Source organism: Amycolatopsis orientalis DSM 43388 (genome assembly GCF_000411975.1).
Lineage (GTDB): Bacteria > Actinomycetota > Actinomycetes > Mycobacteriales > Pseudonocardiaceae > Amycolatopsis > Amycolatopsis orientalis_D.
On the sequence record NZ_ASXG01000172.1, the window covers coordinates 148546 to 172474 of the forward strand.

The 23929-nt window shown below is 68.9% G+C and carries 29 protein-coding genes; 14 read left to right on the forward strand and 15 right to left on the reverse strand.

The features are described from left to right. Positions 1 to 12: 12 nt before the first annotated feature. On the reverse strand, positions 13 to 978 hold the full coding sequence (locus L942_RS36610; protein ID WP_037369036.1) for a spore coat protein: 966 nt from the start codon (positions 976 to 978) through the stop codon (positions 13 to 15). Further along, a complete protein-coding gene (locus L942_RS36615; protein WP_106965172.1) occupies positions 975 to 1712 on the reverse strand; it encodes a cytidylyltransferase domain-containing protein in 738 nt (245 codons plus the stop codon). Before L942_RS36615 ends, L942_RS36610 begins: the two co-directional genes overlap by 4 nt. 63 nt (positions 1713 to 1775) lie before the next feature. Here L942_RS36615 and pseB point away from each other — a divergent pair, with 63 nt between their 5' ends. Both pseB and L942_RS36625 read left to right on the forward strand, forming a co-directional pair. Then, positions 1776 to 2759, forward strand: coding sequence for a UDP-N-acetylglucosamine 4,6-dehydratase (inverting) (gene pseB / locus L942_RS36620; protein WP_037369038.1), 984 nt, complete (start codon positions 1776 to 1778; stop codon positions 2757 to 2759). Then, positions 2752 to 3888: a DegT/DnrJ/EryC1/StrS family aminotransferase gene (locus tag L942_RS36625; RefSeq protein WP_037369040.1), complete on the forward strand. Its 1137-nt coding sequence runs from the start codon at positions 2752 to 2754 to the stop codon at positions 3886 to 3888. The genes pseB and L942_RS36625 overlap by 8 nt, the downstream gene beginning before the upstream one ends. Here L942_RS36625 and L942_RS43440 read toward each other — a convergent pair. The 5 genes from L942_RS43440 to L942_RS36645 are packed head-to-tail and all read right to left on the reverse strand — an operon-like array spanning position 3792 to position 6929. Further along, positions 3792 to 4280, reverse strand: a complete 489-nt coding sequence (locus tag L942_RS43440; RefSeq protein WP_081655377.1) for a DUF4345 domain-containing protein — start codon at positions 4278 to 4280, stop codon at positions 3792 to 3794. The two genes, L942_RS36625 and L942_RS43440, sit on opposite strands and share 97 nt — an antisense overlap. A 10-nt stretch (positions 4281 to 4290) precedes the next feature. Continuing rightward, the gene (gene pseI / locus L942_RS36630; protein ID WP_037369042.1) at positions 4291 to 5340 is read right to left on the reverse strand and encodes a pseudaminic acid synthase; all 1050 of its coding nucleotides are present in this window, start codon (positions 5338 to 5340) and stop codon (positions 4291 to 4293) included. A gap of 23 nt (positions 5341 to 5363) precedes the next feature. Next, positions 5364 to 5825 carry a GNAT family N-acetyltransferase gene (locus tag L942_RS36635; protein WP_037369044.1) on the reverse strand — a complete coding sequence of 154 codons (462 nt, stop codon included), beginning with the start codon at positions 5823 to 5825 and terminating at the stop codon, positions 5364 to 5366. Next, positions 5822 to 6265, reverse strand: a complete 444-nt coding sequence (locus L942_RS36640) for a hypothetical protein (protein ID WP_037369045.1) — start codon at positions 6263 to 6265, stop codon at positions 5822 to 5824. Before L942_RS36640 ends, L942_RS36635 begins: the two co-directional genes overlap by 4 nt. A 34-nt stretch (positions 6266 to 6299) precedes the next feature. Continuing rightward, entirely contained in the window at positions 6300 to 6929 is a 630-nt protein-coding gene (locus tag L942_RS36645; RefSeq protein WP_037369047.1) for a hypothetical protein, read from the reverse strand. A 155-nt stretch (positions 6930 to 7084) separates the two neighbouring features. On the opposite strand from L942_RS36645, the gene wzm reads away from it, so the two are divergent. The 3 genes from wzm to glfT1 are packed head-to-tail and all read left to right on the forward strand — an operon-like array spanning position 7085 to position 9765. Next, positions 7085 to 8038 carry a galactan export ABC transporter permease subunit Wzm/RfbD gene (gene wzm, locus L942_RS36650; RefSeq protein WP_037369113.1) on the forward strand — a complete coding sequence of 318 codons (954 nt, stop codon included), beginning with the start codon at positions 7085 to 7087 and terminating at the stop codon, positions 8036 to 8038. A 3-nt stretch (positions 8039 to 8041) separates the two neighbouring features. Then, entirely contained in the window at positions 8042 to 8857 is an 816-nt protein-coding gene (wzt, locus tag L942_RS36655) for a galactan export ABC transporter ATP-binding subunit Wzt/RfbE (protein WP_037369048.1), read from the forward strand. Next, a complete protein-coding gene (gene glfT1, locus L942_RS36660) occupies positions 8857 to 9765 on the forward strand; it encodes a galactofuranosyltransferase GlfT1 (RefSeq protein ID WP_037369050.1) in 909 nt (302 codons plus the stop codon). Before wzt ends, glfT1 begins: the two co-directional genes overlap by 1 nt. A 54-nt stretch (positions 9766 to 9819) precedes the next feature. Here glfT1 and L942_RS36665 read toward each other — a convergent pair whose 3' ends face one another. The 3 genes from L942_RS36665 to L942_RS36675 are packed head-to-tail and all read right to left on the reverse strand — an operon-like array spanning position 9820 to position 12217. Further along, positions 9820 to 11001: a hypothetical protein gene (locus L942_RS36665; protein WP_037369052.1), complete on the reverse strand. Its 1182-nt coding sequence runs from the start codon at positions 10999 to 11001 to the stop codon at positions 9820 to 9822. After that, a complete protein-coding gene (locus L942_RS36670) occupies positions 10998 to 11417 on the reverse strand; it encodes a hypothetical protein (protein WP_037369054.1) in 420 nt (139 codons plus the stop codon). Before L942_RS36670 ends, L942_RS36665 begins: the two co-directional genes overlap by 4 nt. A gap of 32 nt (positions 11418 to 11449) precedes the next feature. After that, on the reverse strand, positions 11450 to 12217 hold the full coding sequence (locus tag L942_RS36675; RefSeq protein WP_037369055.1) for an ESX secretion-associated protein EspG: 768 nt from the start codon (positions 12215 to 12217) through the stop codon (positions 11450 to 11452). Between the two features lie 189 nt (positions 12218 to 12406). On the opposite strand from L942_RS36675, the gene L942_RS36680 reads away from it, so the two are divergent. After that, complete coding sequence (locus L942_RS36680; protein WP_037369114.1) at positions 12407 to 12649, forward strand: hypothetical protein; 243 nt, start codon at positions 12407 to 12409, stop codon at positions 12647 to 12649. On the opposite strand, the gene L942_RS36685 is transcribed toward L942_RS36680, so the two are convergent. From L942_RS36685 to L942_RS36695, 3 genes are all read right to left on the reverse strand, one after another. Continuing rightward, positions 12646 to 13644 (reverse strand): acyl-CoA dehydrogenase family protein, encoded by a 999-nt coding sequence (locus L942_RS36685; RefSeq protein WP_037369057.1) that lies wholly within the window; start codon positions 13642 to 13644, stop codon positions 12646 to 12648. The two genes, L942_RS36680 and L942_RS36685, sit on opposite strands and share 4 nt — an antisense overlap. A 78-nt stretch (positions 13645 to 13722) precedes the next feature. Further along, on the reverse strand, positions 13723 to 15630 hold the full coding sequence (locus tag L942_RS36690) for a glycosyltransferase (protein ID WP_037369058.1): 1908 nt from the start codon (positions 15628 to 15630) through the stop codon (positions 13723 to 13725). Between the two features lie 5 nt (positions 15631 to 15635). Continuing rightward, positions 15636 to 16103: a GtrA family protein gene (locus tag L942_RS36695; RefSeq protein WP_037369060.1), complete on the reverse strand. Its 468-nt coding sequence runs from the start codon at positions 16101 to 16103 to the stop codon at positions 15636 to 15638. A 144-nt stretch (positions 16104 to 16247) separates the two neighbouring features. Here L942_RS36695 and L942_RS36700 point away from each other — a divergent pair, with 144 nt between their 5' ends. The 3 genes from L942_RS36700 to L942_RS42375 all read left to right on the forward strand — a co-directional run bounded on the left by L942_RS36700 (position 16248) and on the right by L942_RS42375 (position 19144). Beyond that, entirely contained in the window at positions 16248 to 17621 is a 1374-nt protein-coding gene (locus L942_RS36700; protein WP_037369061.1) for an FAD-binding oxidoreductase, read from the forward strand. Beyond that, positions 17618 to 18373: a decaprenylphospho-beta-D-erythro-pentofuranosid-2-ulose 2-reductase gene (locus L942_RS36705; RefSeq protein WP_037369063.1), complete on the forward strand. Its 756-nt coding sequence runs from the start codon at positions 17618 to 17620 to the stop codon at positions 18371 to 18373. The genes L942_RS36700 and L942_RS36705 overlap by 4 nt, the downstream gene beginning before the upstream one ends. A 120-nt stretch (positions 18374 to 18493) precedes the next feature. Further along, positions 18494 to 19144, forward strand: coding sequence for a VC0807 family protein (locus tag L942_RS42375; RefSeq protein ID WP_051166501.1), 651 nt, complete (start codon positions 18494 to 18496; stop codon positions 19142 to 19144). Here the strand turns inward: L942_RS42375 and L942_RS36715 are convergent. Next, positions 19141 to 19389 carry a helix-turn-helix domain-containing protein gene (locus L942_RS36715; RefSeq protein WP_037369064.1) on the reverse strand — a complete coding sequence of 83 codons (249 nt, stop codon included), beginning with the start codon at positions 19387 to 19389 and terminating at the stop codon, positions 19141 to 19143. The two genes, L942_RS42375 and L942_RS36715, sit on opposite strands and share 4 nt — an antisense overlap. 182 nt (positions 19390 to 19571) lie before the next feature. Between L942_RS36715 and L942_RS36720 the strand changes: the two genes are divergently transcribed. The 5 genes from L942_RS36720 (at position 19572) to L942_RS36740 (ending at position 23062) form a co-directional block, all read left to right on the forward strand. Next, positions 19572 to 19970: a hypothetical protein gene (locus tag L942_RS36720; RefSeq protein WP_037369066.1), complete on the forward strand. Its 399-nt coding sequence runs from the start codon at positions 19572 to 19574 to the stop codon at positions 19968 to 19970. Next, positions 19967 to 20581 (forward strand): DUF3558 domain-containing protein, encoded by a 615-nt coding sequence (locus L942_RS36725; RefSeq protein WP_051166502.1) that lies wholly within the window; start codon positions 19967 to 19969, stop codon positions 20579 to 20581. Before L942_RS36720 ends, L942_RS36725 begins: the two co-directional genes overlap by 4 nt. A gap of 1 nt (position 20582) precedes the next feature. Further along, positions 20583 to 21827 carry a hypothetical protein gene (locus L942_RS36730; RefSeq protein WP_037369068.1) on the forward strand — a complete coding sequence of 415 codons (1245 nt, stop codon included), beginning with the start codon at positions 20583 to 20585 and terminating at the stop codon, positions 21825 to 21827. Continuing rightward, positions 21824 to 22534 (forward strand): ESX secretion-associated protein EspG, encoded by a 711-nt coding sequence (locus tag L942_RS36735; protein ID WP_037369069.1) that lies wholly within the window; start codon positions 21824 to 21826, stop codon positions 22532 to 22534. The genes L942_RS36730 and L942_RS36735 overlap by 4 nt, the downstream gene beginning before the upstream one ends. A 69-nt stretch (positions 22535 to 22603) precedes the next feature. Next, entirely contained in the window at positions 22604 to 23062 is a 459-nt protein-coding gene (locus L942_RS36740; protein ID WP_268745760.1) for an SDR family NAD(P)-dependent oxidoreductase, read from the forward strand. A gap of 40 nt (positions 23063 to 23102) precedes the next feature. On the opposite strand, the gene L942_RS36745 is transcribed toward L942_RS36740, so the two are convergent. After that, on the reverse strand, positions 23103 to 23765 hold the full coding sequence (locus tag L942_RS36745; protein ID WP_037369071.1) for a hypothetical protein: 663 nt from the start codon (positions 23763 to 23765) through the stop codon (positions 23103 to 23105). Positions 23766 to 23929: the final 164 nt, after the last annotated feature.

A 23929-nucleotide genomic window follows, 5' to 3' on the forward strand; every position in this document is an offset into this window, starting at 1 on the left:
TCCGGTCCTCAATCAGAATCCGGCCAGCACGTCCAGCACCCGGTCCACGCCCCGACCGTCCACAGCGGACCGGCCGGCCTCCGAAAGCCGCGAGCGCAGCGAAGCGTCCGACAGCAACTGCCGCAGCGTGTCCGTCACCTCCGGCAGCCGGGCGCCCAAGCTGTCCGCCGGACCCAGGCCGCTCGCCAGGCCGCGTTCCAGCGCCGCCCGGTAACCGGCCGCTTGGTTGTCCACCAGCTGCACCGCCGCCGTCGGCACCCCGAGACAGCACAACTCCAGGAAGGTCACCCCGGAAGCGCTGATCGCGACGTCCGTCCCGGCGAGCAGGTCCAGCAATCCGGCATGCGGCGCGGCTACCCGGATCACCTGTCCCTCCACAGTGGACGGCAACGTCGGGGTGCCACGGACCAAAGCGTCCGCGGTGAAGGGCAATCCGGTGTCGGCAAGCGCCTGGAGCAGGAGCGAAACCGTCGAAGCCCACTCGGCTCCCCCGCCCAGAACCACCGTCACCTGCAACGGCGACGAAGTGCTCCGACGCGCCCGCGCACGCAGTACGACCTCTCGAAGCGGCGTGTACTCCACACCTCGCAGCAGCAAGTCCGACCCGTCGTCGGGACGCGGTGCCGGCACGAAACCCGAATCCACCACCACATCCGCCGGACGACGGCCGAACACATCGTCCTCAATGGACACCAATCGAGCGCCAGCGGCGTTGACCTCGGCCCGGACGTCACCGATTCCGTAGTGGTCCACGAGCACGGCGTCGAAGCCGGAAGCCAAGCCAGCCAAGGGAGAAACCGGCAGACGCGGCACCGACAGCTCGTCGAACCGGGCGGCCAGCCACTCCGCGTTGGTCGTGGAACCGGCGAAGTGCACGTCCCAGCCCCGCGCGACCGCGCGTTCGGCGTAGGCGACCGCCCGCGAGATGTGCCCGGCCCCGATGGCCGGCGACGCGTCCGCCCGGAGCAGCAGCTTCACTGGCCGACCTTCTTCTGCTCGACGTGCGCGTTCAACGCCGTCAAGTCCGGCCGCGACCGCAGCAGCGACACCACCGAACGCCACGACCCCGGCACGTCGCCCAGCTCGGCCACCAGAGCCGAGATCAGCTCCCAGTCCTCCGCGGTGTCCAAAGTGACGCGCAGGTCGTCGGCCGCGGGGCTGACCACGACGCCGGTGCAGGAGTATCGGTCCGGCTGCCGGTAGATCGCCGACGTCACGTGCTCGCGGTCCGCCCCGGTAGCGGTCGCCACCTGCTCGGCCAGCACCTCCGCGCGCACCAGCTCCGCATCGAAGCCGCGCGGCAGGGTGCGGACGAGCGTGGTCGAGACGTAGTCCAGCGACGGCTCGGCCTGCCACACCGCGACCAGCCGGCCGATCAGGGCCGGATCAAGCAGCGGGCAGTCCGCCGTGAGACGGATCACTGCGCCCGCCGGGTGCTCCGACAGCGCCAGCCCGAACCGGGCCACGACGTCGTCCAGCGGCCCCCGGACGACGTGCGCGCCGCATCGCTGAGCCTCGGCGGCGACCGCGTCGTCGGACGCATCGTCCGAGGTCGCGACCACTGCCTTGGCAACCCCGGGAGCAGCGGCAGCGGCCCGGACGACCCAGCCCAGCACGCTCCGCCCGGCGAGCGGCCGCAGCACCTTGCCCGGCAGCCGGGTGGACGACGACCGGGCCTGTATCACGGCGTTGACGCCAGGGCCTGCACGCATGGGTGACATGATGGCCTGCGGCGCCCCGCGCCGATCCACGAACCCCGATCGCGGAGGTCATCGATGTCCGAGCTGGATGGCTCCAGCATCCTGCTCACCGGCGGGACCGGCTCCTTCGGCAAGGCGTTCATCGCCTACGCGCTGGCCGAGCTGAACCCCAGCCGGCTGGTGGTGCTTTCCCGCGACGAGCTGAAGCAGTACGAAGCCCGGCAGCTGTTCAACGACGACCCGCGGCTGCGCTGGTTCATCGGCGACGTGCGCGACCGCCGCCGGCTCGAGCGCGCCATGCACGGCGTCGACTACGTGGTGCACGCCGCGGCGCTCAAGCAGGTCGACACCGGCGAGTACAACCCGTTCGAGTTCGTCCAGACGAACGTCACGGGTTCGCAGAACGTGATCGAAGCGGCGATCGACACCGGCGTGAAGAAGGTCGTCGCGCTGTCGACCGACAAGGCGTCCAGCCCGATCAACCTCTACGGCGCGACGAAGCTGTGCGCGGACCGGATGTTCATCAGCGGCAACCATTACGCGGCCGCGCACCCGACCCGGTTCTCCGTGGTGCGCTACGGCAACGTGATGGGCTCGCGCGGCAGTGTCATCCCGTTCTTCCGGAAGCTCGCCGCGCAGGGCGAATCGCTGCCGATCACGCACAAGGAGATGACCCGGTTCTGGATCACGCTCCCGCAAGCCGTGCAGTTCGTGGTGGACTCGTTCGACCAGATGTCCGGCGGCGAGCTGTACGTGCCGCGGATCCCGAGCATGCGGCTGGTCGACCTCGCGCAAGCGATCGCGCCGGGTTCGCCGATGCACGAGGTCGGCGTGCGCCCGGGCGAGAAGCTGCACGAGGAAATGATCGCGCCGGACGACGCCCGGCGGACTCTGCGGCTGCCGGACCGCTACGTGGTGCAGCCGCACCTCGCCGGCTGGGGCTACGAATCGCCGTCGGCCGGGGAGCAGGTGCCCGAGGGCTTCGCGTACCGCTCGGACACGAACGATCTCTGGCTCGAGGCCGACGAACTCCGCGAACTGGTCGAGCAATATGCCTGAGTTTCTGCCGTACGGCCGCCAGTTCGTCAGCGAAGAAGACATCGAAGCCGTCGTCTCAGTCCTGCGCGGCGACTGGCTCACGACGGGCCCCGCGGTCGCGAAGTTCGAGGCAGACCTCGCGGAGCACACCGGCGGGACTCCGGCCGTAGCCGTCACCTCCGGTACCGCGGCCTTGCACGTGGCTTACGCCGCGGCTGGAATCGGCGAGGGTGACGACGTCGTCGCGTCGCCGATGACCTTCGTCGCCACCGCCGCGACCGCCGCACTGCACGGCGCGAAAGTGGTGTTCGCCGACGTCGAGCCGGACACCGGCAACCTGTCCGTCGACGCCGCCGCGGCCGCGATCACCAGCCGCACCAAGGTGATCGCCGCGGTCGACTACGCCGGGCACCCGGCCGAACTGGACTCCCTGGCGAAAGTCGCGCACGACGCCGGCGCCCTGTTGCTGGAGGACGCCGCGCATTCCGTCGGTGGTTCCTGGCAGGGACGGCCGGTCGGTTCTCTTGCCGATCTGACCACGTTTTCCTTCTTCCCCACCAAAAACCTGACCACCGCCGAGGGCGGCGCGGTCGTCACCGGGTCCGCGGAGTTGCTGCAGCGCGCACAAGCGTTCCGCAACCACGGTTTGGTCCGGGACAAGTCGCGCCAGCGGTACCCGGACGAAGGCGCGTGGCATCAGGAAGTGCACGAGTTCGGCCTGAACTACCGGCTGCCGGATGTCCTGTGCGCACTGGGAAGCAGCCAGCTCAAGCGCTTGACGGAGTTCAAACTGCGGCGAGCCGAGATCCACGCGCGGTACAACGCTGCGCTCGCGGATGTCTCAGGAGTCCTGACGCCGCCTCGCCGCGAAGGCGCGGACCCGGTGTGGCACCTGTACCCGCTGCGAGTGCTGGATGGCCGCCGCCGCGCGCTGTTCGACCACCTGCGCGGGCTGGGGATCGGGGTGCAGGTCAACTACATCCCGGCCTACTGGCACCCGGTATTCGAGGATCTCGGCTATCGGCGCGGGTTGTGCCCGAACGCTGAGGCGTATTACGAGCAGGAGCTTTCGCTGCCGCTGTTCCCGTCGCTGAGGGATTCCGACGTGGACCGGGTGATCGACGGGGTGCGCGGGTTCTTCGGGGTCTGACCGGCCCGGAAAACCCTCGCGTGCCACAGCAAAACCCCCGGCACCACAGCCAGCTCCAAAACCGTCGCCGCCCGGAACACCGGATGCGGCGCCCCAGCCCGCCGTGCCGAGAGAAGCCGCGGCAGCCCTCCCGCGGCGGCCGTCCCCAGCACCAGCCGGGTCGTTCCGGCGCGCTTCTCCGGCCGCAGGAGAGACCACCACAGCGCGAGCCCCGCCGCCGTCCAGAAGGTGTTCACGAAGCGGTACTCGCTGTCCACGCTGGGCGTCGTCGCCGCACCGCCGGGGGCGCGTTCCGGGCCGCCGAGGATTCCGGTCAGTCCGGAAGCGACTGGGATCGCGCCGAGCGCTCCGAGGGTGGCCAGTAACGCCTTGCGGGACTTCGCGCCTGCCATGTCCCCGAGCCTAGAGGAGATCCCACGTCAGCGCGGTCCCCTTGGCGGCATCGACCCGGAACGTCCGCCCCAGCACGTGCACGATCTCCGCCGGGGCGAGCCCGCCGGCGGGACGGATCGAGCGGACGTTCCGCGCGGTAACCGGATCCCCGGCCCGGACGTCCTCCACCACGTACAGCGAACGCCGGAGCCGCAGCCCTTCCTTCTCGCTTTCGCGCGGCCCCAGCACCGGCTCGCCGAGTGCTTCCCACGCCCGGTGGGTCTCGGTGACCAACGCGGCCAATTCCGCTGGCTCCAAGGAAAACTCCGAGTCCACGCCGCCGTCGCTGCGCGCGAGCGTCACGTGCTTCTCGATCGCCACCGCGCCCAACGCGACCGCGGCGACCGGTGCGCCGAGGCCCGGCGTGTGATCCGACAGCCCGACCAGCGTCCCGGTGAGCCCGGCCAGCAACGGCAATCCCCGCAGGTTGCTTTCCGTCGGTGACGCCGGGTAACTCGCCGTGCACCCGAGCACGATCAACTGGTCGTTGCCCACCGAGCGGGCAGTGCGCACGGCCGCGTCGATCTCCGCGACGTTCGCCATCCCGGTCGAGATCACCAGCGGCTTGCCGGTGCGGGCGCACTGTTCGATCAGCGGCAGGTCGACGATCTCCGACGAGGCGATCTTGTACGCCGGCGCGTCCAGCGATTCCAGCAGCTCCACCGCGGTCGGGTCGAAGGGGCTCGAAAACACTTCCAGGCCGCGTTCGCGGGCGCGGGCGAAGATCGGTTCGTGCCATTCCCAAGGCGTGTGCGCCTTTTCGTACAGTTTGTACAGGTTTTCCCCGCCCCACAGGGAATGCCCGTCGCCGATCCGGAACGCCGGGCCGTCGACGTCGACGGTGATCGTGTCCGGACGGTAGGTCTGCAGTTTCACCGCGTGCGCGCCCGCGTCCGCGATGGCGTCCACGATGGCCAGCGCGCGGTCCAGGTCGCCGTTGTGGTTGCCGGACATCTCCGCGATCACGAACGGCGGCCGCTCCGGGCCGAGCAGGTGCTTGCCGATGCGGACTTCGGACATGGGTGGCGTCCTTCCGGTGGGGTTCAGTGCAGAGTCTTGCGCAGCCGGCGGAAGCCGTTGGCAGGGGGCGCGACCTCCAGGTAACCAGCCCGCTCGAACAACGCCGCCGACGCCGCGTTCGCCACGTGCACCGCGGCCAGCACGGCCACCGCATCCGTCCGGGCGGCCAAGGTCCGTTCCCCCGCGTCGAGCACCGGACGCGCCAGTCCGCGGCCGCGGCTTTCCGGCGCGAGAGTGATGCTGACCTCCCACTCGCGGCCGCCCTCGTCGTCGAACCGCACCGTGCCCACCGGTTTCCCGGCGTCCTCCAGCACGAGCAGGATCCGGTCCGGTGCCGCGAGCACCCCGCGCAGCCAGCGCAGGTGGCTGTCCAGCTCGATCACGTCACCGGACCGCGACGCCTTCCGGGTCGCCGGGTCGTTGCGCCAGGCCAGCAGCAGCTCCGCGTCGGCCTCGGTCGCGTCGCGGGCGATGAGCGCCGTCACTGCGCGGGCGTGAGCTTCGCGTTCTCGAGCCGGCTCAGTCGCTCCTCGTACCGGGCCATCCCGGTCAGCCGGACGCGGATCTGGGCGTGCTGCCGCTGGATCTCCTCGACCAGCGAACGCGCTTCGAGAGCCTCAGCGTCGTCCGCGCGCGGAGTCATCGCGATCTTCTCCCGCAGCGTCTCCAGCTGCTCCTCCTGCGCGGCGACGTGCGGGATCATCCGGTCCAGCTCGCCGCGGATCCAGCGCAGGTCGCCGAGCGCGGTCTCCAGCTTCTCGTCGGTCTCGGCGAGGCGGCGGCGGTGGTCGACCGTGCAGTGCTCCAGCTCGTCGATCCGGGTCTCGAAGTCCTGGAACACGCCGCGCGTGCGCTCTTCGAGGCGGTAATCGACGATCCGGGCGATCCGGGAGCCGAACAGGTTTCTGAACTTGGTGAAGGGCATGTCGGGAGTTCCTTCGGGCGAGTGCGAGCGAGCTTCAGCGGAGCAAAGTGGTGGTGCCGGTGCGGGTCCACGACTCCAGCAGCCTGCCCTCGGCGGCGATCTGGTGCTCCGGTCCCACGATGCACGAGTCGCCCGCCGCGTGTTCCCACGAGGTCTGCTCCGGGTTGTCGATGAACGAAAACCCGGTCAGCACCAGCTGCGCCTCGGGGAACGAGGTACGGGCGATCCAGGCCGCGAGCGTACCCGTGGTCGACCAGGTCGGTTCGGTGCGCGTCGGCAGGCCGAGCGCGTCCGACAGGGGCAGCACGACCTCGCGGTTCGACACCGGGACGAACCCCAGGTCGGAGGGCCACCAGCCGGGCAGCGCCTCCGGCTCCCAGTGCAGCCGGCCCGGCTCGACCAGCAGATACAGCCGGGAGCGGTAGTCGCGGAACACGTGCCGGGTGGCGCGGACCGCGCGGTTGAAGACGACCACGTGCACCTTGCGGCCGGTGATGTCCGGTCCGTCCGGTTCGTCGGTGACGAACCCGTTCACCCGAATGACCAGGTCACAGTCGTCGACCGCCTTGGCCCGGGCCGGGTCGGGCGGCAGCGGCTGGTTGCCGACCACGGCGATCGAACGCGGGTCCGGCCGGTCCGCGTACGCCGAGAGGAGGTCGACCATGAGGCTCGCCGCACCGAGAGCAGCAGTCATAAGGGAAGAAACTACCAGGACACCGCGAACGTTCCGGCCCGTATCGCCGGATCCGCGCGATGCCCGCCGCCCGGACCGGCCGGGGCGGACCGAGGCCGGTGCGCCCCATCGGTACCCTCGTCCACGTGCATGCCACCAGCACGGTTCACGCAGCCGAACCCGATGTCTCGACTCCGGCTCCACCGTCGTCGGACAGCAAGACGTTCGCGCGTGCCATCGACGACATCAAGACCGGTTTCGCCGCCCGCGAGCTCTGGACCCATCTCGGCTGGCAGGACATCAAGCAGCGCTACCGCAGGTCCATCATCGGGCCGTTCTGGATCACCATCAGCCAGGGTGTCATCGCGCTCGGTCTCGGCCTGCTGTACTCGCAGCTGTTCCGCACGCCGATCGAGGTGTTCCTGCCCTACCTCTCCACCGGCTTCATCATCTGGGGCTTCATCCAGGGCTGCCTCACCGAGGGCATGGAGACGTTCATCGCGAACGAGGGGCTGATCAAACAGGTCCCCGCGCCGCTGAGCGTGTACGTGCTGCGCACGATCTGGCGGCAGACGCTGCTGCTGGCGCACAACATGATCGTCTACGTCGTGCTGCTGATCATTTTCTTCTCGGCGCTCGATTCCCCGTATTCGCTGGGCTCGAAGGACGGCGCGTGCCTGCCGGACAAGTACTGCCACCCCGGGCTGAGCTGGAACATTTTCCTCGCCATTCCCGGCTTCGTGCTGCTCGCGCTCACGGCGGGCTGGGCGGCGCTGCTGCTCGGCATCATCTCGACCCGGTTCCGCGACATCCCGCAGCTGATCAACTCGCTGATCCAGCTGATGTTCTACGGCACCCCGATCGTCTGGCCGGTCGACCAGCTGCTCTCCGGCGGCGCGCGGGACGGCGCGTCCTGGGCGCTGCCGATCATCAAGCTGAACCCGCTCTACCACTACATGCAGGTGGTGCGGTCGCCGCTCATCGGGCAGGCGGTGAGCTGGACCAGCTGGGTCGTGGTCGGCACGATCACCATCGTCGGGTGGGGGCTCGCGCTCGTCGCCATGCGCAATTACCGGTCTCGCGTCTCGTATTGGGTGTGACACATGGTCAGCATTGACGTCCACAACGCGTACGTGGACTTCCCGATTTTCGACGCGAAAACGCGTTCGATGAAAAAGCGCGTGCTCGGCAAGGTCGGCGGCAAGATCGGCACCGAGCAGAAGGTGCCGATCATCGAGGCGCTGCACGACGTGTCGGTCAGTCTCCGCGAGGGCGACCGCGTCGGTCTCGTCGGGCACAACGGCGCGGGCAAGTCCACGCTGCTGCGGCTGCTCGCCGGGATCTACGAACCGACGCGCGGCTCGTCGCGGATCGTCGGCAAGATCGCGCCGGTGTTCGACCTCGGCATCGGCATGGACCCGGAGATCTCCGGCGAGGAGAACATCATCATCCGCGGCCTGTTCCTCGGTATGAGCGCCAAGGAAATGGAGAAGCGGGTCGACGACATCGCGGAGTTCACCGAACTCGGCGACTACCTGCAGATGCCGCTGCGGACGTACTCCACCGGCATGCGGGTGCGGCTCGCGCTCGGCGTGGTGACCTCGATCGACCCGGAGATCCTGATCCTCGACGAAGGCATCGGCGCGGTCGACGCGGCGTTCCTCAACAAGGCCCGCGACCGGCTCAAGGACCTGGTCAAACGGTCCGGCATCCTGGTGTTCGCGAGCCACTCCGACGAGTTCCTCTTCGAACTGTGCGATTCCGCGATCTGGATGGACGAGGGACACTTGAAGAAGCAGGGTTCGCTGCGCGAGGTGCTCACCGAGTACAAGGGCCGCGACCCGTTCGAGAACATGAGCCAGGAAGGTCTCGAGCGCCTCGGCATCGAGCCCGCGACCACGACGAACGGCGGGGAATGATGGCCGGCGAGACGCGAGAGCTGCCCGAGGGCGCCGTCGTCGGCGTGGTGGTCACGCGGCACCGGCGCGAGCTGCTCGCGGACTCGCTGAAGATCATCGCCGCCCAGACCCGCCCGGTCGACCACCTCGTCGTGGTCGACAACGGCCCGGACAAGTCCGCGCGGGACGTGGTGGAGGCCTACCCGCTGCCGTACACGTACCTGCCGTCGCACCGGAACCTCGGCGGCGCGGGCGGTTTCGCGCTCGGCATGCTGCACGCGCTGTCGCTCGGCGCGGACTGGGTCTGGCTCGCCGACGACGACGGCCGCCCGGCGGACGAGCACGTGCTCGAGATCCTGCTGGAGGAGGCCGAAAAGCGCGGTCTCGCCGAGATCTCCCCGGTGGTGGCGAACATCGACGCCCCGGCGAAACTGGCGTTCCCGCTGCGCCGCGGCCTGACCTGGAAGCGCTCGTCGGCCGAACTGGGCACGGACTTCCTGCCGGGCATCGCGTCCCTGATGAACGGCGCGCTGTTCCGTGCGTCCACTTTGGACGTCACCGGCGTGCCCGACCTGCGCCTGTTCTTCCGCGGCGACGAGGTGGAACTGCACCGCCGCCTGGTCCGCTCCGGCCTGCCGTTCGGCACGTCGCTGCGCACGACCTACCTGCACCCCGACGGTTCCGACGAGTTCAAACCGATGCTGGGCGGGAAGTTCCACGCGCAGGACCCGGAGAACGAGGTCAAGCGGTATTACACCTACCGCAACCGCGGGTATTTGCTGTCGCAGCCGGGAATGCGCAAGATCGGCGCGCTGGAAGTACTGCGCTTCGGCCTGTATTTCGTGGGCGTGAAGCGGGACCCGAAGGCCTTCGTGCAGTGGCTGAAATTGGTGCGGCAGGGCCGGGCGGAGAAGTTTTACCGGTACTGAAACTCAGTCAGTCCGTTGTGGACGGCGCACTGACCGTCCACAACGGACCACAAGCTATTCCCCGATGACCGGCGGCGCGGAACGGTGCCCGCCGTATTCCTCGTTCTCGTCGATCTCCATCACGAACGCCGGCTGGTCGTTGCCGTCGTCGTACGGGCGGGCGCCGAAGCCCATACCCGGGCGGGCCGGGGCGCCGCCCATTCCTCCTGCCGCGACGTCCGCCGCGCCGGGGGACATGGCTCCGTCGCCGGGGCCGAACGAGCCGCCGCCTCGGCCGACCTTGTTTTCGTGTTCCTCGTCGCTCCCGAAACCGCCGCCGCCGCCCATCATGCCGCCCATCGGCATCGCGCCCATGCCCATTCCGCCGGCTCCGGCGCCGCCGCCGCTCGGGGCGGCTTGGGCGGCGGTCGGCGCGTAACCGGCCGCCGTGGTCGAACTGTCCGGCATCGCCTGGTGCACGGCACCGGTGAACTGGCTCGGGCCGCTGACGGTCGGAGCACTCGCGTGCCCAGCCACCGCACCGCCACCACCGGCGCCGCCGGCACCAGCGCCAACAGCCGCCGAACCAGCGTCCGCGACAGCAGGAGCCGGCGCGGGTGCGGGGTTAGCCGGAGCGGCGTCGTGGTGCTCCGGCCCCGTCGGCATCGCCACCGCGGCACCGCCGCCCGCGGCGACCCCGAACTTCGGCGGATGCGCGAAGGTCGGCTGCTTCGAGCCCGACGAGTACAGCGAAGCGTCGTACTTCGACATCGTCTCCGCGGCCTGCTCGTGCGCGGAACGGCTGTCCTGCTGCTTCTTCAGCGTCGCGTCGATCGCGTCGCCCATTTCGAGCGGGCTCGCGTGCGACCACTTGTCGAATTCTTCGGTCCAGTCGAACGGAACCGCTTCCGGCATCGAATGCTTCGCCGTCTGCGCGGCGGTCGCCTGTTCCTCGACGATCTGCGCGGCCAGCTTCGCATTCTGGCCATTCGCCTCGGCCCATTCGGCGAGGCTTACGAAATACGCCTGCGCACTGGCCGCGGCCTCGCCGCTCCAGGCGTGCGAAGCCTTTTTCACGGCCTCGCCCAGCTGCGTGGCGAACTCCTCGAACGCTTTCTGCACCTCGGTGTACGCGTGCGAGACCGAGGAAACCTGCTCGACGTCGAGGTTGGTCTCGACATACGACTTCAGCTGCTGGTGCGGGTGCCCGAGGTAGTCGGCGTCCGACGGCGCGAGCCCCGGCTGCGGCGTGCTCATTCGGTGCCCTTCACGGTGCGGTGGGAGTCGACGGCCTGGTTCTCGTTCTCGGTGTAGACCCCGCCGGCGCGGGCGAGGGCCTCGTCGGCCTCCCGCAGGATCCGGCCGAACTGGTCCAGCACGTCGAGGGCCGACCCGGGCGCGTCGGCGCCGCTCTTGCGGTCGTGTTCGGCCACGGTCTGCCCGTACGGGTGGCTGCCGAGCTTCGGCGCGGTCGTCAGCGCCTGCGTCTGCGGCTTGAGCCGTTCGAGGCGCGTGACCATGTCGGTGAGCGCTTTGCGCAGGTCACCGAGTGCGTCGCCGTCGATGCTGAACCCGCCGGCTTTCGCGGTGCCGGCCAGCTTGTGCGTTTCGGCCGCGGCTTCGGCGATGCCCTTGGCGTTCAGCCCGCCTGCCGCCAGCGGATCAGTGCTCATGCGGCGGAGTTTACCGACGTGAGCCGCTGCGGTCAGGCGTTTGCCGAATAGCCTTCAAGCTGGGTGAACAGTTGTTGGGCCAGACGGGCATTGTCCGCCGGCGCGTAGGTGAGCCAGCGGTTGCCGTCGCTGGAATCGCGCGTGCTGAGCAGGTAGCGGCCGAGTTCGGTGTCGAACCACGCGAGCGACGGCAGCGCCCGCTCCTGCCCGTTCCCGTCGCGGACGTGCGGCGTGAACTGGCCGACCGCCAACCGCGGCTTCTCGAAGATCCGCTGGACGGCCCGGAGCTGCGGATTGTGCGTGCGCGGCCCGCTGACCCCGGCGAACGGGTCGTACGCGTCGCCCCGCACCGGCTGCTTCGACGGCCGCGCGACAGTCACCGACTGCCCCGGCGCGGCGGGCGTGAGCGGCAGCAGGTCGACGATCGCCGGGACGATGCCGGTCGGCCGGACCTCCTCGAAGGCGAACATCCCGTCCCGCTGGCAGACCAGCACCGCGAACTGGCCGTTGGACGCCACGCGCGCGAACAGCTGCTCGTCGCCGAGCTTCGCCGCCGCCGACACCGCGAGACCGGGCTGGGCGAACGTGGCGAGCGCGATCTGGACGTCGTCGTCGATGGTCCCGCGCCGCAGCAGGCCGCGGCTGTCGAGGTCGCGGAAGACCGCGTCGCGCACCGCGGCGCGTTCCTCGCCGGTGATGCCGATGTGCGGCACCACGAACGGCACTGGCGCGCGGCCGAGTCCGAGTTCGGCCAGCAGGAGATCCACCGCTGCCGGTGACAGCGTCAACGTGTACGGCACGACCCACCCCTAAATCCGGTCTCTCCCCGGCGAAACCGTAGTCCACTGCGCACTGTCGCGGCCATCGGCTCCGGGTGCCCAACGTCCGTGAAGGGCTGGGGCAGCGCGGAGCCCGCTTCCGCTGTCAGCGGATCCGCTGTCGGCGAACCGCTCTTGCCGCCGATGATCACCCGCTGCTGCCATGGCTTCATGGCAGATCCCAAACCAGCACTCGTCCTGCACCTGGCGGCGGGCGGCGAACCGCTGATCTTCCCGCTCACCGCCGACAGTTCCGCGGCCGTTCAGGAAAAGCTCCCGGACCTCCTGAAACACGGCGGCGTCCACTCGCTGGAAACCCGGGACGGCAACAATGTTTCGGTGAATTTCGTCCACGTGGCCGCCGCGTATGTGGACGATCTGAGCCGAAAGGGCAAATTCGGCCTGTCCGTTTAACGACGGGCGAGGGCGAGCAGTCCGGCGCGGATCTCCGGTCTGCTCGCGGCCACGAGCAGGAACGTCGCCTCGCGCACCAGCCGTCCGGCGTGCGCCCCGGCCAGCACCGCGCGGCTGCCCGTCGCCACCGCGAGCGCGCCCGCGGACCGGTACGCCAGGTCGGCTCCCGCGGCGCGGGCCGCCGGAAGCATCGCCGGATCAGCGAGTCCAGCGTCGAGGCGACGGCGGATTTCGTCCTGTTCGGACCGCAACGCCGCTGCCGTTTCCGCTTCGCCCGCGGCTTCGAGCAAGCAGGCGCAGCGCTCGGCGAGACCAAGCGGCGCGCATCCGTTGAGCCGCGCCGCGAACGTATTGCCCGCCACGAATTTGTCGTAGCTGACCTGGGCGAAAACTGATTCGTCCGGAATGAAGTGGTTGTCGAGTTTCAGCCGCACGGTCGCGGTGCCTTGCGCGGCCATGAGCGTCAACGGTTCGGCGACCAGACTGGGCCCGACGATCGGCGACACCAAGGCGTTGACCACCGTGTCGCCGTCGCGGCCGGACAACTGCAGGAGGTCGATCGCGTCCCAGCCGCTCACGAACGGCGCTTCACCGTCGAATCGGTAACCGCCGTCAACACGCTGTACCCGTACTCGCGGTGGCGTCGAGATCACCCCCGCGTATGCGACGCCCGCGCGCAGCCGTCCGCTGATCAGGTCCGGCAGATACCGCTCGCGCAGATCCGCCCGGTCCGTCGCGGCCAGCCCGGCGACGAGCCCATGATGCTGCAGCCAGGTGAACGCGGTGCTCAAGCATCCGCCGGCCAGCGCTTCGAGCACGCCGACCAGCTGCTCGAGCTCAACCCCGGAATCCGGCGCGGCAAGACCGTAGAACCCCTCCTCGGCGAGCGCGTCGAAATGCGCTCGGGGCACCACGCCTAGCCGGTCCACCTCGGCTGCCGCCGGAAACAACAGGTCGTCGGCAAGAGCCCGCGCGCGGGAAACCAGGTCGGCCATGAATTCAAAGCTACCGAAAAAGACAGAAAGGGCGCCCGCGCCGAAACGCGAGACGCCCTTCCCGGACAGCTCAGGCGATCACAGCCCGTACAGCCGCTTCCAGTTCTCCCGGGAGGTGAGTTCCGGCATCGCGCGCTTGTACTGCTCCTGCACGCTCGCGCCTTCCTTGCGCAGCCGGTTGATCACCTTCGCGCCGCGCTTGGCCAGGTCGAACATCTTGACCTTGTCGTAGCTGCGCACGCGCACGCCTTCCTGCGACGCGTCGGTGACCACGGCGGTGTCGAACAGCGCGATGTGCCACCAGTGCGCCTCGTCGACCGGCACCGCGCCCAGCCCGAAACGGCTGCGGCCGAGCGCCTTGTCGAGGATCCGCTTGATCAGCACGAGCCGCTGCATGCTCGGCCGCGGCGCGCTGTTGATGATGCCAATGTCGTTGGATGCGATGCCCGGCACGTCAGTGGGCTTGTGCCGCTTGGTCTCCGGGTACGCGTCGCGGATCCGGCGGATCTCCTTCATCGCCTCGACGCCGCCGTCGCGCAGGATTTCCGGGCCCTCCAGGAAGTCCTCGACCGCCTTGATCAGCGTCGCGGACAGGCCGTACTGCATGCCGAGCAGGTAGCGCACCAGCTGCGCCATCAGCACGCGGGAGAGCAGGTTCAGGTTGAACGGCGAGTGCAGCGCGGCGGTGATGATCGAGTTGCGCAGGTTGAAGTACCGGTGCCACTCGTCCCAGTCCTTCCAGTGGAAGTCCGCGTGCCACACGCCCGCGCCCGGCAGGGTCACCGTGGGGAAGCCGTATTCGCGGGCGCGGTAGGAGTACTCCGCGTCGTCCCACTGGAAGAAGAACGGCAGCGGGTATCCGATGGCCTTGACGACCTCGTACGGGATCAGGCACGACCACCAGCCGTTGTACCCGGCGTCGAGGCGGCGTTCCTGGCGGTTCGGGTTGCCGTCCTCGTCGACGCCGAGCAGGTCGGCGGTGGACAGCGAGTGCTGCACCGGCTGTCCCGGCTCCAGCGTGTTCAGCCGGGCGTACTCGGCGCCGACGTGCAGCTGGTTCGGGTGCAGCAGGTTGAGCATCTGGCCGCCGACGATGATCGGGTTGGCCGCGCGGTTGGAGAAGGCCGTCATGCGCACGACGAGGTCCGGCTCGAGCAGCACGTCGTCGTCCATGAACAGCACGTTCGCGTGCTCGGTCGTGGTGTGCCCGGCCACCTCGTAGAGGCCGCGGGTGAAGCCGCCGGCCCCGCCGAGGTTCGGCTGCTTGATGTAGTGCAGCTTCTCGCCGAGGTCCTTCGCGACCTGCTCGAAGCCCTCGCGCGATTCGACCAGGTCGGTGCCCTGGTCGGCGACGTAGATGGCGTCGAGGGTGTCCAGCGAGGACACGTCCGCGGCGAGCGCCTGGAGGTTCTTCAGGCAGTCGTCGGCGCGGTTCATCGTGCAGATGGTGACCGCGGTCGGGCGGATCGACTCCGGCGCGTCGACGGTCCAGCGGACCTGCTCGACCCGCAGCGTCTGGCCGCCTTCGGTCTCGAGGTCGAGCCACAGCGCGCCGCCGTCGTGGAACTTGTCCAGCTTGCCGGTCAGCTCGACCTTGACGCTCTTCGCGCCGGACACCTGCTGGGCGTCGACCACGCGCGGGTCGCCGAGCATGTCGGACGCGCCGAGCGACAGCAGCCCGTCGCCGGTGACGACGGCTTCGAGCTTCACCTCGGTCGCGGTGGTCCAGCGCTGCCAGTAGCTCGCCGGGAAGCGGCCGAAGTAGGTGTTGCCGGTGACCTTCGCCGACGGCTCGAGCGACACGCTGCCGCGCTCGCGCTGGGCGTTGCCCTGCACGACCTCGGCGTACATGTCCTTGCTGACGATCGGAGCCGGCCCGGCGTACAGCCCGCGCTGGGCCGTGAGCCTGCCTTCGGGGGCGTGTTCGGCGAACCGCGTCTGGCCTGCGGGGGCCGCCTCCGCGACCGGGGCTGCTTTACCGGGCATCGAACTCAGTTCTCCTTTACCGGCCGTACACGGAACACGACCCACTTGAGCATCACGAAATTGATCACAGTCGCCGTTGCCTGGGACACCACCCAGGCCAGCGTGGCCTTCCACCCCGACTCCGGCAGCACGTGCAGCATGAGCTGGTTCACGCCGACGGCGACGAAGAAGGTGACGGCGTACAGCAGAACGAAGCTGCCGACCTGGGCGTTCCCCTCGCGCCGCCCGTCGGCGAACGTGAAGCGCCGGTTCAGGAAGAACGCCGTGGTCGTGCCCACGACGAAACTGATCGCGCGCGCGATGTCCACCCACGGGACGGCGTCCATGCCTGCCGCTCGCAGCAGCGAGTACGTGCCCAGGTCGAGCAGGGCGCAGAAGCCGCCGATCACGCCGAACCGGATCAGCTGGCCCAGCAGACCGGGGCCCGCGGGCACCGGCTGCGCTTGGTCACTCTGCGGTTCTGTAGCCACCACTTGGAATACCTTCTCGGCCTATTGCGTCAGTGTCCGTATTACCCACTTCGACGCTCGGACGCTTGTGCCTTGATGCGCAAAGTGTAGAAGCGAGCACTTCAGGGTCACGTTCCGGGCGGTGTTCGGCGTGGCTACCCTGGTCGCGTGACCCAAGCACCCGAGACACAGCGCCGCACGCTCACCGGCTGGGGCCGCACCGCCGGGACCGTCGCCGACGTGCTGAGCACGCGCGACGTCGACACGATCGCCCGAGCCGTCGCTTCCGCAGGCCCGCGCGGGGTCATCGCTCGCGGGCTCGGCCGGTCCTACGGCGACCCGGCGCAGAACGCGGGCGGCCTGGTCGTCGACATGACCGTGCTCGACCGCATCCACTCGATCGACCCGGACTCCGGCCTCGTCGATCTCGACGCGGGTGTCAGCCTCGACAAGCTGATGCGCGAGGCGCTGCCGTACGGCCTGTGGGTCCCGGTCCTGCCGGGCACCCGGCAGGTGACGATCGGCGGCGCGATCGCCAACGACATCCACGGCAAGAACCACCACTCGGCGGGCAGCTTCGGCAACCACGTGGTGTCGATGGACCTGCTCACCGCCGACGGAACCGTGCGCACGCTCACCCCGGAGGGCCCGGATTCCGAGCTGTTCTGGGCGACCGTGGCCGGGATCGGGCTCACCGGGATCATCCTCCGCGCGACCGTGCGGATGAAGAAGACGGAAACGGCGTACTTCTACGTGGACGCCGACCGCACCTCGAACCTCGACGAGACCCTCGGTCTGTTCACCGATGGTTCAGACCTCAACTACGACTACTCGATGGCGGTGCCGGACCTGATCTCGTCCGACAGCCGTCTCGGCCGCGCCACGTTTTCCCGCGGTTCGCTGGCGACGCTGGACCAGCTGCCGCCGAAGCTGCGCAACGACCCGCTGCGCTTCGACGCGCCGCAGCTGCTGACGCTGCCCGACGTCTTCCCCAGCGGTCTGGTCAACAAGCTGACCTCAACCATGATGGGCAACCTCTGGCAGCAGACCGTGCCCAAGAAGGGCGCGCGGGGCAAGATCCAGAACCTGACGCAGTTCTATCACCCCCTGGACATGCTGAGCGAGTGGAACCGCGGCTACGGCAGCAAGGGCTTCCTGCAGTACCAGTTCTCCGTGCCGTTCGGCGCGGAAGACCAGCTCAAGGGCATCTGCCGGGCCATCTCGCGGTCCGGGCACTACTCGTTCCTGAACGTGTTCAAGCGGATGGGCGACTCGAACCCGGCTCCGATGTCCTGGCCGACGCCGGGCTGGATGCTGAGCGTCGATTTCCCGATCAAGAACGGGCTCAGCCGGTTCTGCGAGGAAATGGACGAGATGGTCCTCGACGCGAACGGCCGCCTCTACACCGCGAAGGACTCGCGCACCTCGCCCGAGACGTTCGCGAAGATGTACCCGCGGCTGGAGGAGTGGCGCAAGGTGCGCGCTTCCGTTGACCCCGAAGGCGTTTTCGCCTCTGACATGAGCCGGAGGCTCGCACTGTGATCGACGCGGTCGGTAACCCCCAGTCCCTGCTGCTGCTCGGCGGCACGTCCGACATCGCGCTGGCGATCGCGGAGAAGTACCTCGCGGAGAAGCCGCTGCGGGTCGTGCTGGCCGCTCGTCCTTCGCCGCGGCTGGAGGAAGCCGCGCAGCGCCTGAAGGACCGCGGGGCCGAAGTGTCCACTGTGGCCTTCGACGCCAAGGACCTGGCGTCCCACCCGAAGGTGCTGGACGAGGCGTTCGCCGGCGGCGACATCGACGTCACGGTGGTCGCGTTCGGCCTGCTCGGCGAGGCCGAGGAGCTGTGGCAGGACCAGGCGAAGGCCGTGGAGCTGGCGACGGTCAACTACACCGCCGCGGTGTCGGTCGGCGTGGCGCTGTCGGAGAAGCTGAAGGTTCAGGGCCACGGCAAGGTCATCGCGCTGTCGTCGGTGGCGGGCGAGCGGGTCCGCCGGTCGAACTTCGTGTACGGCTCGAGCAAGGCCGGGTTCGACGGCTTCTACCTCGGTCTCGGCGAGTCGCTCGCGCCGCACGGCGTGCAGGTGACCGTCGTCCGGTCGGGCCAGGTCAAGACCAAGATGACCGCCGGGATGAAGGACGCTCCGCTGACCCGGACCGCCGAGCAGGTCGCCGACGTCGCGGTCGAGGCCGCGCGCAAGGGCAAGGACCTCGTGTGGTCGCCGTCGGAGTTCCGGCTGGTGATGTCGATCCTGCGGCACGTGCCGCGGCCGATCTTCCGCAAGCTGCCGGTCTGACTCGTGAGTGCCTATGCCGGTTAGAACCGGCATAGGCACTCACGAGTCCACCGAACGGTGGATGCCGGGCTGACCGGCTCGCCGATGCCCGGAGGCACCCGCCGCGCCGAAACTCGGGGCATGGGGAACGAATTCCGCTCGTCGCTGGCCGTGCTGCTGCTCGATCTCGGCGCGCCAGTCGGCGGCTATTACCTGCTCCGGGCCTTCGCCGTCCCGCCGGTATGGGCACTGCTGCTGAGCGGCCTGCCGCCCGCGCTGCGCGTGCTGTACACGCTGGTCACCCGGCGTCGCGTGGACGGGATCGGCCTGCTCGTCCTGATGTTCCTGGCCGTCGGACTGGCCACCACCTTGATGACCGGCGACGCCCGGCTGATGCTCGTGCGCGGAGCCTGGTTCAGCACGCTGGCAGGCGTCTGGCTGCTCGCGAGCCTGGTCATCGGGCAGTACCCGACGACTTACCAAGCCGCCCGCGCGTTGCTGCCTGGCCGCGGCTCCCGGCTGGATTCGGCCTGGGAGGAGCGGCCGTCGTTCCGCCGGGTGTGGCAGACGCTGACCGTGGCGTGGGGCGTCGGCAGCCTGGTCCACAGTGGACTGAGCATCGGCATGGCGTACACGCTGCCGGTCGACGACGTTCCCGCGCTGGATGCCGGGCTGTCAGTCGCGTTTTTCGTCGGGCTGCAGGTGATCACGCAGATCCTGCTGCTCCGCGAAGGCACGTTCCGGCAGGTGATGCGTCCGCCCACAGTGGACTCTGCCCCGGGGCAGGGCTAATCCGGGTCCGGCGGCGGACGCAACCCGTCGACGAGCTTCGCCGGGTTCACCCCGAGCCCGTCGGCGAACTTGAGCAGGTTGTGCAGGTTGATATTGCGCAGGCCGCGCTCGACCTGGCTGACGAACGTCCAGTGCACGCCAGCCGCTTCGGCCAGCTGCTCCTGATTGAGGCCAGCCTGGCACCGGAACTCGCGCACGCGCTCGCCGATAATGCGCGCGGCAGCGGAGATCGGGGGCTTGGCCATGGTCGACTAATCACACACGTCTAGCGCCAGCAAAACCAGAGCACAAATGACTAGAGCAGTTATGTCTATAGCGTTTATGTCTAGTCGTTGAGCACCTTCCAGAATCGCGTCCACCGCGGGTGATTGATCGGCTACCGTGCTACCTGTAACCAATTGCCGACACCAGCGTCGAGGGGGCACAGGTGTGGGAGGACACGGCGTTCATCGTCGCGAGCGGGCAGGCCAAGACGACCGCACCGGACGGCTTCGTCCTGGAGCCCGATGAGGCGAAACAGCTGCTCAGCAAGCTGACTGGGATCAAACAGAAGCTGACGGCGATGCGCGAGAGGGCCATCAACCTATGCGGAATGAAGCCGCCGGCGCAGGATCCGTCGACGGTCGCGGCGCATGTGGCAATGGTCGGAGACGGTGCCGCAAAAATGGGAGCCTACTCATACGGCGGGGGTCACATCGATCTTCAACTCGCCTACGTCGATGAATTCATCCAGCGCATCGCGGAGGCGCTCGGCATGACAAGATCAAGCGATCACCAGCAGACGAGCCTCATTAACCGAGTCGACCACCAGGAAACGACCGAATGAAACTCCGCACGCCAATCGTCCTGCTCAGCTCCTTGGCCCTGCTCACCGCTTGTTCGGGGACCACCGGCGGACACCCAACGCCGGTGGCGAGCAGCAGTTCGCTGCCGGGCAACGAGGTGCCGCCCTATGGCGGTGCCCCCAAGGTCGAGAACCCGCTTCCCGACTCCGTGCTCTCCGGAAGCGCGTGCGATGCGCTCAGCCCCCAGCAGATCCGTGAGGACATCGGCGAAGGCGTTGCCGGCAAACCTGAGGACGGACCCCTAGGCCCCAAATGCACCTGGTCTGACCAGGAGGGAGGCTCAATGCTGACGATCTTCTACACGACCAAGCAACGAGAAGGCTTGAGCATCATCTACAAACAGGTCAAGCCGCAGATGAAGCGGTTCGAGGTGGTTCCGCCCATCCAGGGCTTCCCCGCCGTCGCCTACGACCCGAAACCGGGCCCGCGAACAGACGGGTGCCATGTAGCGGTCGGGCTCTCCGACACGCTCGAATTCGAGGTCGGACTTGACCTCGGCCTTTCCAACAGCGGCAAAGCTGACGCCTGCCGCCTTGCGGTCGAGGTGACGGACCACGTGGTCACCACGCTCAAGAAGAAAGCGGGGCGCTGACATGGGCTGGGTAGAGTCCACCAAGGCGCTGCTCGATAAATACCAGGAAATGACGGTGCCGATCGAGGAGATCGTCCCCCAGATCCAGGCAGCGCGGCCCGGGGTTTGGCATGAAGGAAGCGAGATCGCCAAGGGACTCGCGCGGGATCAGGAAGCGGTCAGCCAGGACGTCTCGGAGATTCTCGGCGGTCTCGAATCCGTCTGGAGCGGCGCGTCGGCGGACAAGGTCTCGCAGCGGCTGCGGACGGTGCGTTCCTCGATGACCGGTGCGCAGCAAACGTTCCACGACAACAGCGGCACGCACGCTTCCGCGGCGGCGTTGCTCGACAATCTGCGCAACCAGATGGCCCCCATGTCGGCGGAACCGCTCACGAACGCGCTGAAGAGCGGGAAGAACCTGTTCGACTCCGACGTGCTGTCCGAGATGCGCAGCCACAACGAGGCTTCGGCCAAGAATCTGCAGCTCTATCAGGAATTCACCCACCAGACCCAGTCCAATTCGGGACAGTTGAAGTACGACTACGGCAGGCTCGGCGCGTACGACGGCGGCGTCACGGTCAACCAGCAGCCGAGCGTCCCTGGCCCGGGCCATCCGCCAGCAGGCCCACCAGGCCCCGGCGGTTGGCGGCCGGGAGGTCCTGACCCACGGACGACCGGACCAGGCGACCAACCTCCCGGAGCGAGCGGGGCGAGCAGCCGGGGCCCCGGTGCCAGCGGAGGCCACGACCGCGACAGCGGGCCGTCCATCGGCAGCGGCAGCTTCCCGCATTCGCCGAATCCGGCCGACGCGACCAGCACCTCCGGCTACGTCGAGCCGACCGGTTCCGGTCAGTCCCGGTTCACCCCTCCGGGGATCGCCGGGTACCAGCCCGGCGGGTCCGGCCCGAGCTCCAGCGGGTCTGGTCTCGGCTACACCCCGGGCATCGGGTTCGGCTCGACCGGCGGAGAGAGCGGAGGCACCGCGACCACGCCCCGCGGTCCGGGCGGCGGTTCCCGCGTCGGAGCCGGAGAGTTCGGTCCGCGAGGCAGTGGCTGCGCGGGGACGGGTGCGCCGCGCGGGGGTGCGGCCGGCGAGCGCGGTATGCCCGGGGCAGGGATGAGCGGCGGTCGCGGCGGCAAGAAAGAAGACGACGCCGAGCACAACCGCAAATACGTCCTCGACACCGACGACATTTTCTCCAGCGAGGAAGCCGCCATCGATCCCGTCACCGGCCTCCGGTCGACGCCGCCCACTCTCGGCGCATGACCGGACCAGATTCCCCGGTGCGGCTGCCGACCGCGGTGTTGTCCATGGTGTGGGACATGCTCGACCTCGGCGAAATGCACCCGATGCTCAGCGGTAAGCGGCTTTGGGTGAAGGACGGCGCGGACCGTCGGCTGCACGCCGAGACCATCGAGTACCTCACGCAACTCGGGCTCGCACGCGATGACGCGCCGACACCACACCTACGGGCGACCTTGCAGGTGATCGCCTACGCCGAGGGCGAATACTTCGCGCACTCGCAATTCAGCACCGGTACCGATCGCAGCGCATTGGTCGCCCAGCGCGAGGCGGACGCGGTACGGGTGTCCGTCCAGGACGACGTGGTCGAGATCTGGCAGATCGCCCCGAACCGGCTAGCCACCGCGCTTTTCGACACGCTTCCGCAGATCCCCGGCGCGCCGGTGCGCTCGGTGTCGATCGCGTCCGACGAGGCACCGGACCCGTTCGACGAGAGCACCAGCGCCGAGTACCTCAATTCAGTCCTGGACCAGCCCCGCCAAGCGGTGCATCAGCTGTACGTCGGCCGCCGGGCCGGCGGCAGGCACCTCACCGGCGGTCCGATTTTCGCGCTGGACCTGGAAGCCGGCCGAGTCCTGGCGTACCGGACCACCGACGACCGGACCGAACTCATCTCCGGCACCCCGCGCGCGATCGTGAAGATCCTCAACGACACCTTCGCCGCCCTTTAGCCCAGCACGACCGGGCAATGCGGATTCGGCGGCTCCGCCAGTTCGATCATCGCTTCCAGCTGTTCGCGGGTGCGTTCGAGACCCACTTCGTCCGGGCGACCTGACCACGATCCGGCAGGAAATGGAGACCAAATTTACGGCCCGTTGCAGATGATCCGCGCATTCGCGCCAGGCTTGAAGAATGGCGCGGTTCTGAACGTCCTGTCCGCCTTGTCCTGGACGACCTACCCGGGCTCCGCCGGATACGCCGCGTCCAAAGCGGCGGCGTGGAGCATGACCAACTCGGTGCGGCTGGAGCTTCTGGCACACCGCACGCTGGTCAGCGGCCTGGTCATGGCCAGCACCGGCACCGACCTGATGGCGGGCTTCGACATCCCGAAGAACGACCCGGCCGACGTCGTCCGCACCGCGTTGGACGGCATCGAAGCCGGAGAAGTCGAGATCCTCGCGGACGCGGACAGTGCGAAGGCGAAAGCCGGACTGGCCGAGCATCCGACGGTGTTGTACCCGGTGCTGCGGGCCGAATGAGGTCGGGCGGACTCGGATTCCGCGCGGACGAGCTGTTCGCTCAGCTGCCGGTCCCGGAGCTGGTGCCGCCGCCGTTGCCGAACCCGGGGCCGTTGTTCTCGTCGCCGCGGTTCTGCCCGTCCGGAACACGGTGCCGCTGGCCGGGGCCGCCGTCGTCTAAGCGGTGACCTCCGTGGTGCTGGCTCATGCCGGGGCGACCGGGGTGGTGCGTCGCGGCCATGACGCCGCCGACGATGCCGCCGCCCACGACCACGCCAAGGACCCCCACCGCGACCAGCTGCGTGGCCCGGTGGGCGACGAACCGGCGGAAGCCGCTCTGCCGCGGCTGCAGGGGCATGCCCCATGGACCGGGGTGCGCGAACTGGCCGGGCTGATTCGGCGGCTGAGCGGCCTGCTGACCCTGCTGACCAGCCTGTTCCGCGCCCGGAGCGGGCTGTTCCGCGGCTGGAGCGGACTGGTTCGCGCCCGGAGCGGACTGGTTCGCCTGGTCCGCGCCCGGAGCGGGCTGGCCCAGCTGGCTGGTCTGTTCGGCGGACGGCACCGGCTGGCTCGGCTGCGTGGCCTCCGCGGAGGCCTCCGGCTGACCGGCCGCGGCCGGACCCGTGCCGGCGGCACCCTCGCCCAGGTCCCCGGCCCGGCCGAACTGCTCGGTCGGCTCTTGCCCGGCGGGCTCGCCGGGCGAGGGGTTCTTGTCGTCGTTCATCGTCGGTCCTCCGGGCTGAGCGGGTGGGAGGCGGGTGTCCCGGCTCCCACCCTTGAGGGTGACCGTCGATGCTGTGGAGAAGCTGAATCCCAGCTGTGTACTAATACTCCAGCTGTAGTTCGTGATCTTGCTGGAGGGGTCGTGTGAGACGGGTGCGGCCGCCA

Coding starts and splice junctions, on each gene's coding strand:
- L942_RS36615 (WP_106965172.1), bottom strand. CDS start 1,712: ATGCGTGCAGGCCCTGGCGTCAACGCCGTGATACAGGCCCGGTCGTCG.
- pseB (WP_037369038.1), top strand. CDS start 1,776: ATGTCCGAGCTGGATGGCTCCAGCATCCTGCTCACCGGCGGGACCGGC.
- L942_RS36625 (WP_037369040.1), top strand. CDS start 2,752: ATGCCTGAGTTTCTGCCGTACGGCCGCCAGTTCGTCAGCGAAGAAGAC.
- L942_RS43440 (WP_081655377.1), bottom strand. CDS start 4,280: ATGGCAGGCGCGAAGTCCCGCAAGGCGTTACTGGCCACCCTCGGAGCG.
- pseI (WP_037369042.1), bottom strand. CDS start 5,340: ATGTCCGAAGTCCGCATCGGCAAGCACCTGCTCGGCCCGGAGCGGCCG.
- L942_RS36640 (WP_037369045.1), bottom strand. CDS start 6,265: ATGCCCTTCACCAAGTTCAGAAACCTGTTCGGCTCCCGGATCGCCCGG.
- L942_RS36645 (WP_037369047.1), bottom strand. CDS start 6,929: ATGGTCGACCTCCTCTCGGCGTACGCGGACCGGCCGGACCCGCGTTCG.
- wzt (WP_037369048.1), top strand. CDS start 8,042: ATGGTCAGCATTGACGTCCACAACGCGTACGTGGACTTCCCGATTTTC.
- glfT1 (WP_037369050.1), top strand. CDS start 8,857: ATGGCCGGCGAGACGCGAGAGCTGCCCGAGGGCGCCGTCGTCGGCGTG.
- L942_RS36665 (WP_037369052.1), bottom strand. CDS start 11,001: ATGAGCACGCCGCAGCCGGGGCTCGCGCCGTCGGACGCCGACTACCTC.
- L942_RS36670 (WP_037369054.1), bottom strand. CDS start 11,417: ATGAGCACTGATCCGCTGGCGGCAGGCGGGCTGAACGCCAAGGGCATC.
- L942_RS36680 (WP_037369114.1), top strand. CDS start 12,407: ATGGCAGATCCCAAACCAGCACTCGTCCTGCACCTGGCGGCGGGCGGC.
- L942_RS36685 (WP_037369057.1), bottom strand. CDS start 13,644: ATGGCCGACCTGGTTTCCCGCGCGCGGGCTCTTGCCGACGACCTGTTG.
- L942_RS36690 (WP_037369058.1), bottom strand. CDS start 15,630: ATGCCCGGTAAAGCAGCCCCGGTCGCGGAGGCGGCCCCCGCAGGCCAG.
- L942_RS42375 (WP_051166501.1), top strand. CDS start 18,494: ATGGGGAACGAATTCCGCTCGTCGCTGGCCGTGCTGCTGCTCGATCTC.
- L942_RS36715 (WP_037369064.1), bottom strand. CDS start 19,389: ATGGCCAAGCCCCCGATCTCCGCTGCCGCGCGCATTATCGGCGAGCGC.
- L942_RS36725 (WP_051166502.1), top strand. CDS start 19,967: ATGAAACTCCGCACGCCAATCGTCCTGCTCAGCTCCTTGGCCCTGCTC.
- L942_RS36730 (WP_037369068.1), top strand. CDS start 20,583: ATGGGCTGGGTAGAGTCCACCAAGGCGCTGCTCGATAAATACCAGGAA.
- L942_RS36735 (WP_037369069.1), top strand. CDS start 21,824: ATGACCGGACCAGATTCCCCGGTGCGGCTGCCGACCGCGGTGTTGTCC.
- L942_RS36745 (WP_037369071.1), bottom strand. CDS start 23,765: ATGAACGACGACAAGAACCCCTCGCCCGGCGAGCCCGCCGGGCAAGAG.